12 protein-coding genes are annotated in these 15029 nt (G+C 56.2%); 6 read left to right on the top strand and 6 right to left on the bottom strand.

The window, feature by feature from the left end:
* Positions 1-142 precede the first annotated feature (142 nt).
* Positions 143-1666 (top strand): sodium/proline symporter PutP, encoded by a 1524-nt coding sequence (putP, locus tag QMG40_RS09005; protein WP_283530684.1) that lies wholly within the window; start codon positions 143-145, stop codon positions 1664-1666.
* 139 nt (positions 1667-1805) lie between these two features.
* On the opposite strand, the gene QMG40_RS09000 is transcribed toward putP, so the two are convergent.
* From QMG40_RS09000 to QMG40_RS08975, 6 genes are all read right to left on the bottom strand, one after another.
* The gene (locus QMG40_RS09000) at positions 1806-2525 is read right to left on the bottom strand and encodes a hypothetical protein (protein WP_283530682.1); all 720 of its coding nucleotides are present in this window, start codon (positions 2523-2525) and stop codon (positions 1806-1808) included.
* 88 nt (positions 2526-2613) lie between these two features.
* Positions 2614-4236 carry an amidohydrolase gene (locus tag QMG40_RS08995; protein ID WP_283530680.1) on the bottom strand — a complete coding sequence of 541 codons (1623 nt, stop codon included), beginning with the start codon at positions 4234-4236 and terminating at the stop codon, positions 2614-2616.
* A gap of 251 nt (positions 4237-4487) precedes the next feature.
* Positions 4488-5201 (bottom strand): hypothetical protein, encoded by a 714-nt coding sequence (locus QMG40_RS08990; RefSeq protein ID WP_283530678.1) that lies wholly within the window; start codon positions 5199-5201, stop codon positions 4488-4490.
* Positions 5202-5366: 165 nt separating this feature from the next.
* On the bottom strand, positions 5367-6422 hold the full coding sequence (locus tag QMG40_RS08985) for an alpha/beta fold hydrolase (protein WP_283530676.1): 1056 nt from the start codon (positions 6420-6422) through the stop codon (positions 5367-5369).
* Between the two features lie 113 nt (positions 6423-6535).
* Positions 6536-7015: a DUF6941 family protein gene (locus QMG40_RS08980; RefSeq protein ID WP_283530674.1), complete on the bottom strand. Its 480-nt coding sequence runs from the start codon at positions 7013-7015 to the stop codon at positions 6536-6538.
* A gap of 152 nt (positions 7016-7167) precedes the next feature.
* On the bottom strand, positions 7168-7542 hold the full coding sequence (locus QMG40_RS08975; RefSeq protein ID WP_283530672.1) for a MerR family transcriptional regulator: 375 nt from the start codon (positions 7540-7542) through the stop codon (positions 7168-7170).
* A 173-nt stretch (positions 7543-7715) separates the two neighbouring features.
* Between QMG40_RS08975 and QMG40_RS08970 the strand changes: the two genes are divergently transcribed.
* From QMG40_RS08970 to QMG40_RS08950, 5 genes are all read left to right on the top strand, one after another.
* Entirely contained in the window at positions 7716-9230 is a 1515-nt protein-coding gene (locus QMG40_RS08970) for a SulP family inorganic anion transporter (protein WP_283530670.1), read from the top strand.
* 297 nt (positions 9231-9527) lie between these two features.
* A complete protein-coding gene (locus tag QMG40_RS08965) occupies positions 9528-12647 on the top strand; it encodes a DUF3427 domain-containing protein (protein ID WP_459252986.1) in 3120 nt (1039 codons plus the stop codon).
* Between the two features lie 136 nt (positions 12648-12783).
* On the top strand, positions 12784-13491 hold the full coding sequence (locus QMG40_RS08960; protein WP_283530665.1) for a pullulanase X25 domain-containing protein: 708 nt from the start codon (positions 12784-12786) through the stop codon (positions 13489-13491).
* 117 nt (positions 13492-13608) lie between these two features.
* The gene (locus QMG40_RS08955) at positions 13609-13749 is read left to right on the top strand and encodes a hypothetical protein (protein WP_283530662.1); all 141 of its coding nucleotides are present in this window, start codon (positions 13609-13611) and stop codon (positions 13747-13749) included.
* Between the two features lie 371 nt (positions 13750-14120).
* A complete protein-coding gene (locus tag QMG40_RS08950) occupies positions 14121-15029 on the top strand; it encodes a DNA-methyltransferase (protein WP_283530660.1) in 909 nt (302 codons plus the stop codon).

Raw genomic sequence — 15029 nt, 5'->3', positions numbered from 1 at the left:
CTAGCATCGCGTGTGAACAAGGATTTTGGTATGTTCGAACTACTTGTCAAAAATATTGGCCGCCATTCATTGTGACAATCCAGCTGTTCTGGGTGCTATCCATGAACGCAATGATGCGTCAAAGAATGTAAAGGAACAATTAGTGACTGAACATGCTTTTCAACTGCTTGCGATAGCGGTTTACCTGGCGGGAATGCTCGCCATCGGTTATTTCGCCTTCAGGAAGACGAATGACCTCGATGACTACATGCTGGCAGGACGTGAACTAAAGCCAGGCGTTGCCGCTCTGTCAGCAGGCGCCTCAGATATGTCTGGATGGCTCATCATGGGTCTGCCTGGCGCCATTTACCTGAGTGGTTTGGTGGAGGCCTGGATCGCCATTGGACTGACCATTGGCGCGTGGCTGAACTGGAAGTTTGTAGCCCCCCGGCTACGCTCCTACACAGCGATCTCACAAAACGCAATCACCATTCCGAGCTTTTTTGAGAAGCGGCTCAAGGAGAACTCGCACTGGCTGCGCATTGCCTCATCGCTGATCATTTTGGTGTTCTTCACCTTCTACGTATCTTCAGGCATGGTAGCGGCAGGAAAGTTCTTTGAAGCTTCCTTCAGCTGGCCCTATTTGGTCGGCATGGGTGTGGTCACGATTATCACTTTGACCTACACTCTCTTCGGCGGTTTCATTGGAGCCACCCTGACCGACGTCGCCCAGGGGATTTTGATGTTTGCGGCTCTCATAGTGGTACCGATCATTGCCGTTGTTCAAACCGGCGGCGTTGGGGCTACTGTGACCCGGCTGCAAAACATTGATCCGGATAACTTAAATCTGTTCGCCGGCTTCGGCGACGGAAACGCACTGGTATGGGCGGTGGGAATTTTCTCCACCGCGGCATGGGGCTTGGGCTACTTCGGCCAGCCGCACATCATTGTGCGATTCATGGCTCTGCGCTCACCGCAGGACGCCAAAGTTGGCCGCCGGATCGGAATTGGCTGGATGGTTCTGGCCGCAACCGGTGCAGTGTGCACCGCTCTTGTAGGTATCGGTTACTTCGCTGAGAATCCCTCCATGGGACTTGATGACCCAGAAACGGTCTTCCTGCGACTGAGTCAGATCTTCTTCCACCCGTTCGTTGCGGGCTTGGTTCTGGCGGCAGTATTGGCTGCCATCATGTCCACCATTTCCTCACAGCTGATCGTTTGCTCCTCCGCCTTGGTGGAAGACCTCTACAACATGACCGGCCGGGAGTCCTCGCCTAAACGCCAGGTTGCCCTGGGCCGCCTAGGCGTCTTGGTGGTGGCTGTTATTGCTGCCGTTATTGCCTTGGACCGTGAAGCAAGCATCCTAGAGTTGGTGTCCTTCGCATGGGCAGGATTTGGTGCCGCATTCGGTCCCATCGTGTTGCTGAGCCTTTACTGGCGCAAGCTCACTGCCCGCGGCGCGTTGGTGGGCATGATCGTAGGAACCATCGTGGTGTTTGCTTGGGGCAAGACCCCGGTGCTCCATGATGCCATGTATGAAATCGTCCCTGCATTCCTGATCAACCTCTTGTTGGCAGTAGTCATCTCTAAGATGACTTACAAGAAGAACCCGGTCATCGAAGAGGAATTCACGGCGATGCTCGCAGATTCAAGCGACAAGAAGCCTGTCATGGTGGCGGCGGAATAGTCCCACCCCACCTGCCAACGGCGTCTCCGAAAGGGAACGTTGGATTGCGAAAACGAGGGCCCGCAACCGTTGAGTATTTACTCGACGGTTGCGGTGCCCTCTTTTTTCTCACTATCTGCGGTGGTGCTGCGTGCGGGTGCTACTTGCGGGAAAGCACATCGCCGCTGTTCAGGATCACAAATTCATGCTCCTGCGTCAACACATTCAGGTAACCGGAATCCACGCTGAGAACGTAGCCAATGAGCATGCCATCTGTGGTTTGGATGTGCTCTTGGGGAACCCACGGTGTCTGGACAAAAGCAGCAACAAGCAATACCGCCACTGCGGCCACGCCGCCAACGCTGGCCATGGCCACTGAAAACACGCGGCGCAGCCAGTGCTTTACCGAGAGCCTGTGCGTTAGCGCGAACACAACGAATACGGCTGCCGTTGCTATCGGCAACCACCAAATTTGGAAACTGACTGTCAACGCAATCAGTGTGACGGCGCTCAAAGTGGTAGCTAATAGCACTGTGGCCCGGTGCCCGCTCGAGGACCACAAGAACGTCGCGATCAGAAGCGGAAGAACGCCCACCAGCAAAATCTCCACAAGAACATGACCTGCCATGAGGGAACCAAAGACCAAAGCTAATCCGTCACTGACACTTAGCGTGGTACTCACCGCAAACGCTGTATTCCAGTCATAGCCGGATACGGCAAAGATTCGCAGAATCAAAAAAACGAAGGCCACAGCTGTTGCTGGTGCAAGGTCCCCGGGGGAGAACTGCGGGCGCCCGGCCGCGGTGGTTGATTCCTTACTGGGCTTTTGCGCGTTCTTCTTAGCAGCGGTGTTTTTGGGGTTGGCTTTGTTGGCGGTCATGGGTTGAGATTACTGTGCAACGCCTCCTGCTTCCAAGCTGAGCCGTCCAAGCTGAGCCGTCCAGGCGAGTGCCTGCGCGGGGACGAAGTTACCGGGAGCACACTTTGCCGGCCAGGAAAGTCTGGGAAACGGCAATGGCGTCGATCGATGTTGCCCGGACCTCCAACGGGTTTTCCTCCAACATCAGAAGGTCAGCGTATTTACCAGTCTGGATCGAGCCGGTGATCGTGTCCGCACCGCACTGCCAGGCGGCGTCGATCGTGACGGCCCGAAGGGCTGCCTCTACGCTAATGCGTTCGTTAATATTCAAGACGTCCCCACCTTCGGCCATGATTCGGGTGGCAGCATCTTGGACGTAGCGAAGTGGCTCCAGCGGAGTGACGTTCCAATCACTATGCAGGGAGATCCGCAAGCCCGCGCTCAGAGCCGAGGCGCACGGATCGTAAAATGCGGCCCGTTCAGGGCCCAGCAGCCTGTCCTGGAAAGCCTTACCCCACCAGCGGATATGGCCGATCAAAAATGACGGTGACAGCCCCAGTCCCACCATTCTCTCGATGTGTTCAGGGCGCATAACGCTGCAGTGCTCGATCCTATGGCGGTGATCGGAACGGGGATGGTTGCGCAACGCTTGTTCAAAGGCATCGATGGTCACGTCGATGGCTGCATCGCCATTGGCATGCACCCCAACCTGCCAGCCGTCCAGGTGCGCGCGCAGCACTACGTCCGCTAGTTCTTTGGGTGAGTAGTTCAGCGAACCCCGGCTTGTCTGGCCCAGATAGGGTTCGCGTTGGTAACCTGTGCCAGCCTGGTTGGAACCGTCAGACCAGGCCTTGATACCGCCAACCCTGAACAGGTCGTTGCCGAATCCTGGCCGGATTCCCATGTCCATCCACGCGTCATAGGCGGTTGAAACAAGCATCCCCCGGTATCGTACGGGTGAATCAGCATCGAGAGCATCTTGTAATCCTGCTAAGTCTGAGGTGCCCGCGATTGAACCAATTCCGCAGTCGTGAAGCAGGGTGACGCCCTTTTTTGCTGCATGCCATAGCAGTTCGCGAATGCGGGTTGTGGCGGCATCTCCGGTAACGAATGGAATGCCTTGGCGGAAAGCAACCAGGGCTGAGGACTCTTCCAAGCGTCCGGTCAGTTCACCACGTTCGTCGCGGGTGTACCTTCCTGCGGGCGGGTCGGGGCTCTCCCTGTCCACCCCGGCTTGGGCTAGAGCCACAGAATTTACGTAGGCGATGTGCCCGTTGCTTTCCAGCACCAGAAGAGGACGGTCAGGAACCAGACGGTCAAGTACTTCACGGTTCAGAACGGGGTGGCCCTCGGTGATGCTGGGGTCGAACTGCTGAGCCAAGACCCATCCGGTTGAGGTTGCGGGGGCATTGCGGAGAGCCGCAAATACCTCGTCCTGCGTTGGTGTCTTCATCGGGCTCACATCAACCCAGTCGTTGAGCTGGACCATGGAGGAATGCATATGCGGATCAATGAGCCCTGGCAACAGCGTTCGGCCGTCAAGATCAATGACCTCTGTTTTGGTGCCTGTTAGGGAGCGCAGTTCTTCCTTTGAGCCAACGGCCATGATTCGTCCCTGGCGGATGGCAACCGCTTCTGCATTAGGACGGTCTTTGTCCATGGTGATGACGGGGCCGCCGGTGATCAATAGCTCAGCTTCGACTGGCCCGTCCTGCCAAAGTGTGGGATCCAACTGCTCGGGAAGTGCTTTTAGGTGTCGACCGCTTTGACTGCGGCGACCGTGTTGTTTATGAGTGCCGCGCAGGCCCGGTGGGGCTGGCGCGGCAGACAGGCCAACGGTGGGCTTGACGGGATTTATATTCGATCTAGGATCGCAGGCTCCGCACATGTTCACTATGGTAGCCCCGGTGCTTGGGGATGTGCGGCCGCACGCTAAGAACAGCGCTAAGAACAACGCGAACGGGAGCTACGTGGAAGGCCAGCTTAGGATTCCAGCCCGTCGTAAAGGTCCTTGAACCCTGCGCTAGTGGCCGATGAGTGGGACTTTGACCAAATAAATGCTCGCGTTACCCATTCTTGGGGCAGCCAGGTTCTCGTAACAAATTGTTGATGTGTTGGATTGCAAACACTGGCCCAAAAGACGAAGATGAGTTCAGCCCAGTCGGATTCCAAGATCCAGTTGACGGACCCACGGTTGGACAGGCCCTGAATACGGAGTTGCCCGGGGCAGGTGAGTTCTGCGAGAGTGACGTCGCGCCACTGCCACGCATGAACTGCCGCTGGTGTGTGCAGGTAGAAACCGTAATTACTGATCCCGACAGTCCCATGGTCAATGGTCTGCAACTGTAACTGGGCCTGGTTGTTTGCATGGTTTCGGCGTGCAGCATTTCCGATAGCTTGGGTGGCAACAAATCCCAGCATGAAGGGGACAGCTCCCCGACCAGTAGCGGCCACCACCGAACTGTTTTGGACGTAGCTTCCATCTCCGCCAGCGCGGACTTCAAATAATTGGAAGGGGCCGTGGGCATAAACTCCCTCGCTGGCGCCACCAAAGCGGAGTGCAAAAGGGACAGGAAAAGTTGGTTCCTCCCCGAGTTTGCGCTTTAGGACTGCGGAGGCAAGTTCTGCGGTTTTCCACAATGCTCCATCTCGAATAGTCCATGCCTCCGGATCCGGTACGTTCTTCTTCTTCCGCATTTTTCCACCCCAGCGGATCACCTATATGGGCGTATTGGCGCTATCTGCGTGAGTATGGAGTTCACGTCCCTGCAGAGCAAGCCACTGCAATGTGGGCCAGATGAACTGCAGGGGAACGCCCATTGGGGCCTCGCCGCAAGGCGCTGCGGGCACCGACCAAGCGAGTCAGCTATCCAATAGTTCTTGGGCAACACTGTTGATGTAGGCCGCATCTACGGGGCTGTCTCCGCTTCCGGCAAAGTGTCCCCAGACTCCCGGGATGACGCGAACCTCTCCGTTGGGAATGTACTGGGAGGCATACTCTTCATCTTCTGGGCAGAAGTAAAGATCCTTTTTTGCCGGCAGCGCTATCAGCTTGGCTTTGATGGATTGCAACGCCTTGATGTGGTCTCCCCCGAATCCGGGAGTCGCCCCGACGTCGCCGTGCTGCCAAGTCCACAGCTGGGTGAGAAGGTCGTTGGCATCTCGGTGGCCTAGGAAGTGGCCTTCCCAGTACCCCACTAGAAAGTCCTCAAGTGAGGAGTACGCAAGATCCGCGCCCAGACGCGCTGAAAATCCCATGTCCTTATAGACCTGATCCCAGTAGAACGCTTGCGAGAAGCCCCAGCCGGCGTACACGCGACTAACTGCGCGAAGCCCACGAGTTGGCTGCTCAGTGTAAGAGCCGTTCTGGAAGGAGGAGTCGGTTTGCAAGGCTGCCTTGACGCCCTCGAGGAACACGAAGTTGTGCTCGCTGGTTTTGGACGAGCCGCAGAACGGCAGTGCCCGTTGCACCATATCGGGGTAGCTGACAGCCCATTGGTAGGTTTGGCCGGCGCCCATTGACCACCCTGTAACAAGGGCCAAGGTTTCAATACCAAAGTGTTCAGTTACTAGCTGGTGCTGCGCCTGAACTTGGTCGTAGAAGGTGATGTTGGGGAAGCTGCCTGCGTTATAGGGCGCTGGCATATTACTGGGGGAGCTTGAAAGACCGTTGCCAATCATGTTCGGGACAATGATGAAGTACTTGGTGGGGTCTAGCGCTTTGTCTTCCCCGATTAGCCATTCGTTGTCCCAATGTCGCCCGGAGTACCAGGTGGGGTAGACAATTGCGTTGCTCTTGTCGGCGTTGAGACTGCCATAGGTTTTATAGGCCAATCGCGCCCCTCGGAGCGTTGCCCCGCCCTGAAGTATCAAATCGCCAAGTTCGTACATTTCGTAGTCCAACGGAAACCCGTTCATGTGAAGGGCCTTTCCTAATCTGGTCCGAGGCAGAGCTGCCATTGAGCCAAAGACTACCAACGTCGGCATGAAACATCGAGGCTTTCAGGGGCTGCCAGCCGGTTAAACTGTGGCTAGGCCTCAACCGTGCCGGGCACAAAGAACGTTGTGGATGCCAGCCGCATACCGTCCATCAGCACCACCCATTCATAGGTGGTGCCCACCGGTAGCGGAAGACCACTGGGGAAATTCAGGACCACATTTGAGCTTCCCGGGAAGCCCATCGGCGGGGCCTGAATTTCCGGGTTGATTGTGTGCGCAAAATCAACCGTCTGAGTGAACTGCAAGGGCGCTTGACCATCCTGACTTGGCACCGTTACGGGCTGTCCGTCGGCATCGATAAGTGCAACTTCCACGGTGGCAGTGACGTCATCCAGACTTGGCAGGCTCACTGTGACATTGGCGAATAGCGAGAATGGTGCGGTGATCCCGGTATCCGGATCGAAGCCCAGAAACTGCACCCCGCCGCCAATGATATTGACCTTCCCGGCCGCGTCAATGTTCACGAAATCGGCGATCAGGATGGTGCCGCCGGCCCTTGAAAGGTCCCTCACGCTAAGTGCTCCGTTACTTCGTTGAATGAAATCACGGCAAAGAGGTCCGCGCTAGTTCTACAGTAGAGGTTCGCGCTCAGGTTCCGTCCCGATCTGGATGTGCGACGCCGGGACTCACCCATGTGGCGCTACTCACCAATGTGGCGCGTATGTCAGCGCTCGAGGCGCCGGATGAACTCATCGGCTTGTGCCAAGTTGCGCGCCATTTTGACTCGCTGGGTGAGGGCTTGCTGGCGGAAACCGGAAAGTTTATCGTCCCCCTCGCTAGAGGGTGTTAGGGCATCACGAGAGTCAAGGAGAGCAAGTATTTCAGCCATTTCCTCCAGTGCAAATCCAAGCGGTTTCATTTGTTTGATGACCATTAAGCTCTGGAAGTCTTCCTCGGAATAAACACGAAAGCCACCCTCGGTGCGAGCCGTGGCTGGGAGCAGCCCAACGTCGTCGTAATGGCGAATGGTACGCAGAGACAACCCTGTCCGCTCCGCCAGTTCCCCAATATGCATAGTTATGCCTGTTCTCGTTCTCATGCCTGCCGCCGTTCGGATCCAAATGCAACCCTACCATCACGTTAAGGTAGAGTTGCTGAGTAGCGGGAGTCCATTTGGCAGCCCATTTATACCTTGGCGCGGTGTCGCGTCCCCCTAATTTTGAAAAGCGAAGGCGTCGTACTGCGTCGTCCTGACCATGAACGGAGCCAGCAATGGCCGTCAAAACTGCCGGAGATTCACCGGTTATAACTCCCGAACAGCTCCAATCGGTGCTGGGTGCTTTGAAGTCCCCGCGCAGGCTCAAGACCGAGGTCCTGGCCGGACTCGTTGTCGCACTGGCGCTGATCCCGGAGGCTATCGCCTTCTCCATCATTGCCGGAGTGGATCCACGGATCGGCTTGTTCGCGGCGTTCACCATGGCCGTAACAATTTCCTTCGTTGGCGGACGTCCTGCGATGATTTCCGCTGCCACCGGTGCGGTTGCGCTGGTGATCGCTCCTTTGATGAAGAGCCACGGGATTGACTATCTCATTGCTGCCGTCATTTTGGCCGGTGTCTTCCAGATAATACTGGGGGTCTCTGGCGTGGCAAAGTTGATGCGTTTCATTCCACGTTCGGTCATGGTGGGTTTCGTGAACGCATTGGCCATCCTGATCTTTATGTCCCAGGTCCCTGAACTCCTTGGTGTGCCGTGGCTGGTGTATCCGTTGGCTGCGGTTGGCCTGCTGATCATTTTTGGTCTGCCGAAGTTAACGAAGGTCGTTCCGTCGCCGCTGGTAGCCATTGTGGTGTTGACGTTGATCACTGTTTTCGCCGCGATCATTGTGCCCACTGTGGGGGATAAGGGCGCGCTGCCAGATTCGTTGCCGTCACTGTTCATGCCGAATGTGCCGTTCAGTATGGAAACTTTGCAGATTATCTTCCCCTTTTCCCTGGCTATGGCGTTTGTAGGTCTGCTTGAATCCCTAATGACGGCGAAGCTGGTTGATGATATTACTGACACTCGTTCATCCAAAACCCGTGAAGCGTGGGGTCAGGGCGTGGCGAACATTGTCACAGGGTTCTTTGGCGGGATGGGTGGCTGTGCCATGATCGGCCAGACCATGATCAACGTCAAAGCCTCCGGAGGGCGCACTCGCATCTCCACGTTCCTGGCGGGACTGTTCCTGCTCATCCTCGTTGTGGTGCTAGGCGATGTGGTCTCGTTGATTCCGATGGCGGCGCTTGTGGCCGTGATGGTGTTTGTCTCTATCGCCACCTTCGACTGGCACAGCATCCGTCCTTCTACGCTGAAAATGATGCCCAAGAGCGAGACGATGGTCATGGTTGCCACGGTGATTGTCACTGTTGTGACGCACAACCTGGCCATCGGTGTGGGCGTGGGTGTACTCGTGGCCATGGTGCTGTTTGCCCGCCGGGTGGCACACTTTGTGACGGTTGAACGGAGCGTGGAATCCCTCAATGGGCAGGAAACGGCCAGCTATGTTGTCAATGGTGAGCTGTTCTTTGCATCTTCCAATGACCTGTACACGCAGTTCGACTACGCCCTGGATCCGGATCACGTTGTCATCGACATGCATGGCTCCCACCTTTGGGATGCCTCCACGATCGCCGCGCTGGACGCCATTACAGAGAAATACCGCAAACACGGTAAGAACGTGGAAGTTGTTGGCTTGAACGAGGCCAGCACACTGATGCGTCAACGTCTGGGCGGCAAGCTCGGCTGAGGTTGTGTGCCCACGGTGATAATGTGCGACGCCGGCCAGCTGGCGAAGTTTGTCCGCTCGCCTTGATCTGCCCCGGAGCGCAGCTTCTCTCGTGGGCCTCAGTGGGTTTGCTTTTCTTTAGGTACGGCGATGCTCGGTGTCTCCCGACTCTGAATTACAAGCCGCAGTCACAACGAAATGAATCAGCACAAACAATTAAACTAAATGGCTATGACTTGCGTCATTTTCGTTTATGTCCCACCCAACGCATAACCTGGCCTGGTGAACACATTTGATGGGGGAGAACCGGCAGAATTGCTGGTCGAAGGGCTTTATGAGCTGCTGCACACTGATGACTTGGGAAGCCGGCTTCAGTTAGTACCGGAGCTGCAGCAGGAGCTAATCCATGTCGACAACAACATCTCACCGGACATCCTTGCCCGTCACGTTGCAGATGCCGTTCAAAAGGTACTGAGCGGGATCAAGGCCGAGGACCGTGTCGCTAAGACAAACACCATTCTGAGCAGCATCGATCCATCCAATCGGATCACAACAGGTCCCCAGCAGCTTCAGTCGCTGCATCACCCTGACGCGTTGAAACGCCGCCAGTTGCGCCGACCAACAACGCTTCTGAGCGATAGTGCGCTGCTGACCAACGGCAAGGATGATCCCAACCTCGCTGCAGAGATCAGGGCTGAGATTGAGTCGGCAGATTCCGTTGACCTGCTCTGTGCATTCATCCGCTGGACCGGTATCCGACTCTTGGACTCAGCTCTCCGAGGCCTGAAGGAGCGTGGCGGAAAACTGCGGGTCATCACCACCACATACATGGGTGCCACTGAGCGACGGGCCATCGACCATCTCATCAACGAATATGGGGCAGAGGTCAAGATCAGCTATGAGACACAGTCCACCCGCCTTCATGCAAAGGCCTGGTTGTTCCGTCGCAACACGGGGTTCGACACCGCCTACGTTGGCAGCTCCAACCTGAGTCAGGCAGCCATGGTAGATGGGCTTGAATGGAACGTACGGCTCTCCAACGTTGGAACGCCCGCCCTGCTTCAAAAGTTCGCGATTACATTTGACAGCTATTGGGAGCAACGGGCTTTCCAGCGCTATGATCCGGAGCAAGATGCCGACAAGCTCGATGCAGCCCTCGCGCGTAACGGCGGCAGGTTCACGGCTGCCCCAGATACTCTTACCGGCCTGGAAATCCAACCATTTCTCCATCAGGAAGAGATGCTTGAAGACCTCCAGGCAGAACGTGCAAAGGGTTTTCACCGGAACCTGCTCGTCGCGGCAACAGGCACAGGAAAAACTGTCATTGCCGCCCTCGACTACAAACAACTGTGCGAGGCCGCAGGACGTGAACTCTCCCTACTTTTCGTGGCCCACCGTAAGGAAATCCTGCAACAGTCAATGACGACCTACCGAAACGTGATGCAGGACGGTACCTTCGGGGAACTCTACGTTGGGGAGCACAAACCCAAGCTCTGGAAGCACGTCTTCGCCAGCGTCCAGTCACTTTCAGCCAAGGGCATCAACGCATTGCCGGCAGATCGTTTTGATGTGGTCGTGATCGACGAGTTTCACCATTCAGCAGCGCCCACCTACCGAAAGCTCATTGACCATCTTGAACCCATGGAACTGCTGGGGCTCACGGCAACACCCGAGCGCGGTGACGGCATCCATGTCGCGGATGTGTTCTTTGAAGGACGCACGGCCAGCGAGCTGCGACTGTGGGACGCGCTGGACGCCGACCTGCTGGTGCCGTTCCACTATTTTGGGGTCTCGGATGACGTTGACCTGAGCAATCTGGAGTGGAAGCGCGGCTCCTATGACCTCCAGCAACTGAGCCAGCTCTACACCGGCAATGACGCACGCGCCGCAAAGGTCATCAAAGAACTTCGTGACAAAGTTACAAGTACCTCGGACATGCGCGCCATTGGATTCTGCGTCTCCGTGCAGCACGCCGTCTACATGGCTGACGTGTTCAACAAGGCCGGGATAGCCTCGGTTGCCGTGTCGGGGCAGACAGACGACGGCGAACGTGCCCTTGCGCTGGACAGGCTGAGCAGGCGGGAGATCAACTGCATTTTTGCGGTCGACCTGTTCAATGAAGGCTTGGACCTGCCACAGGTGGATACAATTCTGCTGCTTAGACCCACGCAGAGTTCCACGATCTTCATCCAACAACTCGGGCGGGGACTGCGGAGGGCTTCGGGCAAGGCAGTACTTACTGTCTTGGACTTCATCGGGCAACAGCACCGCGAGTTCCGTTTCGATGTCCGGTACCGGGCACTGACGGGCTACGGAAGGAAACAGCTGACGAAAGCCGTTGTTGATGATTTCCCGTTTCTACCGTCGGGCTCCCAGATCATGCTTGATCGGGTAGCCAAGGACGTTATTTTGGCCAGCCTGAAAACCCAGCTGAAGTTAAACAGGCCAGGCCTGGTCAAGGATATAAAGTCCCATGCTGAAGTGCTCCTTGCCCGATACTTGGCGAAGTCGGATCACAACGTCAAGACGATTTACCGCTCTACGAAAGATTCCTGGACAGGATTCTTGCGGCAAGCTGAGCTAATTCAGGGATTCTCACCCGCAGAAAACCTAGTTGCGGAAAAACTTACGGAATTGTCGTACACGGCTGAGAATAAGCTGCTGTCCCGCATGGCAGCGCTGATTCATGTTGATGACCAGGAACGTGCGGACGCGTATTCAATGTTGGTATCGGGTGAGGCGCCATCCTATGACGACTTGGCGCCTCGTGAACAAGTCTTCGCTCGGATGCTTTTCTATACCTTGTGGGTCGATGCTGGAGGCTTTACTTCTTATGATGCGGGCCTTAATTACCTGCGCCAATACCCGTATGTGTGTCACGAGATTCAGCAGCTTGTTGCTTTGAGTGCCAGCGCCTCGAAAAGGAGCGGAAAGAGTCTAGGTATGGAGCTGGCAGGTATTCCTTTGCTGTCGCATGCCACCTACAGGCGGGAGGAAATCCTTGCTGCATTGCAGTTTGGCTCTCTCGCCAAGGGCAAGAATGTTAGTCACCGGGAAGGCGTTGCATGGTGCCCGGAAACGAAGACGGACGCGTTCTTCGTGACCTTGAATAAGGATGAAGCCAATCATTCGGCGACGACCATGTACAAGGATTATGCGACAAGTCCTGAGTTATTTCACTGGGAATCGCAGAACGCGACATCTGTTTCTAGTCCCACTGGACGACGCTATTTGGACCGAAAATCTCACCGAACCCAGATCTTGCTATTTACAAGGGAAACCGCGGAAGATGAGACCGCACTAACCATGCCGTACACATGTCTTGGCCAGGTTGACTACCTCCAGCACAAGGGCGAGAAGCCCATCGCCATCACGTGGAAGCTGCAACGGCCCATGCCAGCAGATGTGTTTGCGGATGCGGCCGCCGTGGCTCAATGAGAAATGGTCACAGGAGGCAACTGAGCCGAGGAGTGCTACCAGCGGAAATATCATCTGGAATTTACCGTCATGTACTGTCGCGTAACTTTGCTACCTGCCAGAGTGGAATGATACCCGCGTCTACTTGAGGATCACCATGGCCGTTCGCGACAACACCAACCGTCGACTCAAAGAAGTTCTGGAGATCATGGCAGCCGGTTCCTGGCTGGATGAGAAACCCAATGGGGGAGTGGTCTTAGCTGAAGCAGTGGCTCGAATCCCGTTCACCAAGGAAGAGTCAGAGCTTCTCAGCGGTGGTATTCCCCGCGGACACAAGAACCTCACCAAGGCCACCGCTGGTCTGGTCAAGGCTGGCTGGATGTCTAAAGGACGTGGAGGCTGGGAAATTACAGAGAACGGGCTTCGCGCAACCGTGGCTTTTGACACGGTTGAGAAGCTCACCGATGCCCTGAACAATGACACCTTGATCCCGGCCGGAACGGCCTTGCCGGAAAAACCGGCTGCCAAGGTGGCCCCAAAACAGGCAGTATCCGGCCGAGGACTAGAAAACCAGCCCGCGTCAGTGGCCTTGGCCGGGACGTTTGGGGAAGGGCTGGGAGCAAAAAATTGGGATCCGAGCCACGACGCTGTTCAGATGAATTTGGATCCCCGGCACGGCGTATGGCTCCTCACCGCCGAGCTGCCTGCGGGCCAGTACAGTTACAAGGCCGTGGTGAACGGGTCCTGGGATGAAAACTACGGTGCGTTCGGTATCAATAACGGCGCCAATCACGAGTTCTCTCACAACGGTGGAACTGTAACCTTCCGCTACGACCACGCCACCAAGGACGTGCTGAGAGCCTAACCGTCCGGGGACAGGAGTGTCGCGTGTTTCTGTGGAACCGATGATGCCGTATTGGCCGACCTGGCCTTCTCAAAACACCCAATCATGCCTTCGCTGCCTGCTCACTAGAGTTGAAGTATGTTCAAAGTGATCCGCCCGCCGGTACGCCTCTCCGCCGAGCTGATCTCCGCCGTGCTGAATTCCGCCGTGCTGATCAACACCGCCTGTAGCACAGCCCACTTACTCACCGCAGCCGAGGCTGGGCCGCAATACCAGTAGCTCTCCACAGACATCAGTGACACTCTGGCCACGAAATTTCTCGGTGAGCCATGGCTGCCAGTAGATAATCGTGGAACCCGGCTGAGCAAACACAATGACGGTAGGTGCTTTCTCACCATAACTAGGTTGCGCTCTCAGGATTTACTGCCGAGCCTTGCCGGCGGCTGGAAGACCGTCTTAGAGGCCATCAAGCCGCTCTTGCAGGCCGCCGGTTTTGCACAGGTCTTGGACACGGATTGCTCAGTGTCCACCGGCTAACCCACACTTCACAACTATTGGTGACGCAGGAAGAATACGCTCAGCATTAAGGCCCACAGCGGCGGAAGTGAGCCCGGTTTCAGCAGGCCCATGCAGCGGGCTAACCTTGGTCCATGACAACGGATGCAAACGATTCCTCGATCAGCCCTGCCTCGGCGGCAATCTGGCAGGCGACAGGGGCGAATTTGGTGGCCGAGGGGGACAACCTCAGCTTCTTGGGGACGTTGCCGGATGAGAGCTTCCGGCTGATCTACATTGACCCGCCGTTTAACACAGGCAAGGTCCAAGCACGTCAGAATATGACAAATATCCGCAGTGAAAACGGATCACGCGTTGGCTTCCAAGGTCGCAGCTATGACACCATCAAGGGCTTAACCCTCAGCTACAACGACTCCTTCGGCGACTACTGGGAATTCCTAGAACCCCGGCTCGAAGAAGCGTGGCGTCTGCTCAAAGACGATGGAACTCTGTATTTGCACCTCGACTACCGCGAAGTTCACTACGCGAAAGTCCTGCTCGATGCGCTCTTCGGCCGCGAATGCTTCCTCAACGAGATCATCTGGGCTTATGACTACGGTGCACGCTCCAAAAAGAAATGGCCTGCTAAACACGACAACATTCTTGTGTACGTCAAAAACCCCAAAACGTACTACTTTAACAGTGCTGAGGTGGATCGTGAACCGTATATGGCGCCGGGTTTGGTCACCCCCGAAAAGGTTGCGCTCGGCAAGCTGCCCACCGACACGTGGTGGCACACCATCGTCTCACCCAGCGGCCGTGAAAAGACAGGCTACCCCACTCAAAAACCGTTGGGCATCCTGCGCCGGATCATCCAAGCCAGCACCGAGAAGGGCGACTGGATTCTAGATTTCTTCGGAGGCAGTGGCACCACCGGTGCGGCCGCACTGGAACTGGACCGCCGGTTCGTCATGGTTGATCAGAATTCAGAAGCCATCGAAGTTATGCGTACCCGTTTGGACCCGGCGAAGGTCACTTTCATTAAGCACGTCGCCGAAAAATAA

This window comes from Arthrobacter antibioticus (genome assembly GCF_030063205.1).
Classification (GTDB): domain Bacteria; phylum Actinomycetota; class Actinomycetes; order Actinomycetales; family Micrococcaceae; genus Specibacter.
This window is presented reverse-complemented; position numbering and strand designations above follow the sequence as displayed.

Excerpts from the sequence above, each read along its gene's own strand:
- QMG40_RS09000 (WP_283530682.1), bottom strand. The coding sequence starts at position 2,525 with ATGACCGCCAACAAAGCCAACCCCAAAAACACCGCTGCTAAGAAGAAC.
- QMG40_RS08985 (WP_283530676.1), bottom strand. The coding sequence starts at position 6,422 with ATGAACGGGTTTCCGTTGGACTACGAAATGTACGAACTTGGCGATTTG.
- QMG40_RS08950 (WP_283530660.1), top strand. The coding sequence starts at position 14,121 with ATGACAACGGATGCAAACGATTCCTCGATCAGCCCTGCCTCGGCGGCA.
- QMG40_RS08990 (WP_283530678.1), bottom strand. The coding sequence starts at position 5,201 with ATGCGGAAGAAGAAGAACGTACCGGATCCGGAGGCATGGACTATTCGA.
- QMG40_RS08960 (WP_283530665.1), top strand. The coding sequence starts at position 12,784 with ATGGCCGTTCGCGACAACACCAACCGTCGACTCAAAGAAGTTCTGGAG.
- QMG40_RS08975 (WP_283530672.1), bottom strand. The coding sequence starts at position 7,542 with ATGAGAACGAGAACAGGCATAACTATGCATATTGGGGAACTGGCGGAG.
- QMG40_RS08970 (WP_283530670.1), top strand. The coding sequence starts at position 7,716 with ATGGCCGTCAAAACTGCCGGAGATTCACCGGTTATAACTCCCGAACAG.
- QMG40_RS08955 (WP_283530662.1), top strand. The coding sequence starts at position 13,609 with ATGTTCAAAGTGATCCGCCCGCCGGTACGCCTCTCCGCCGAGCTGATC.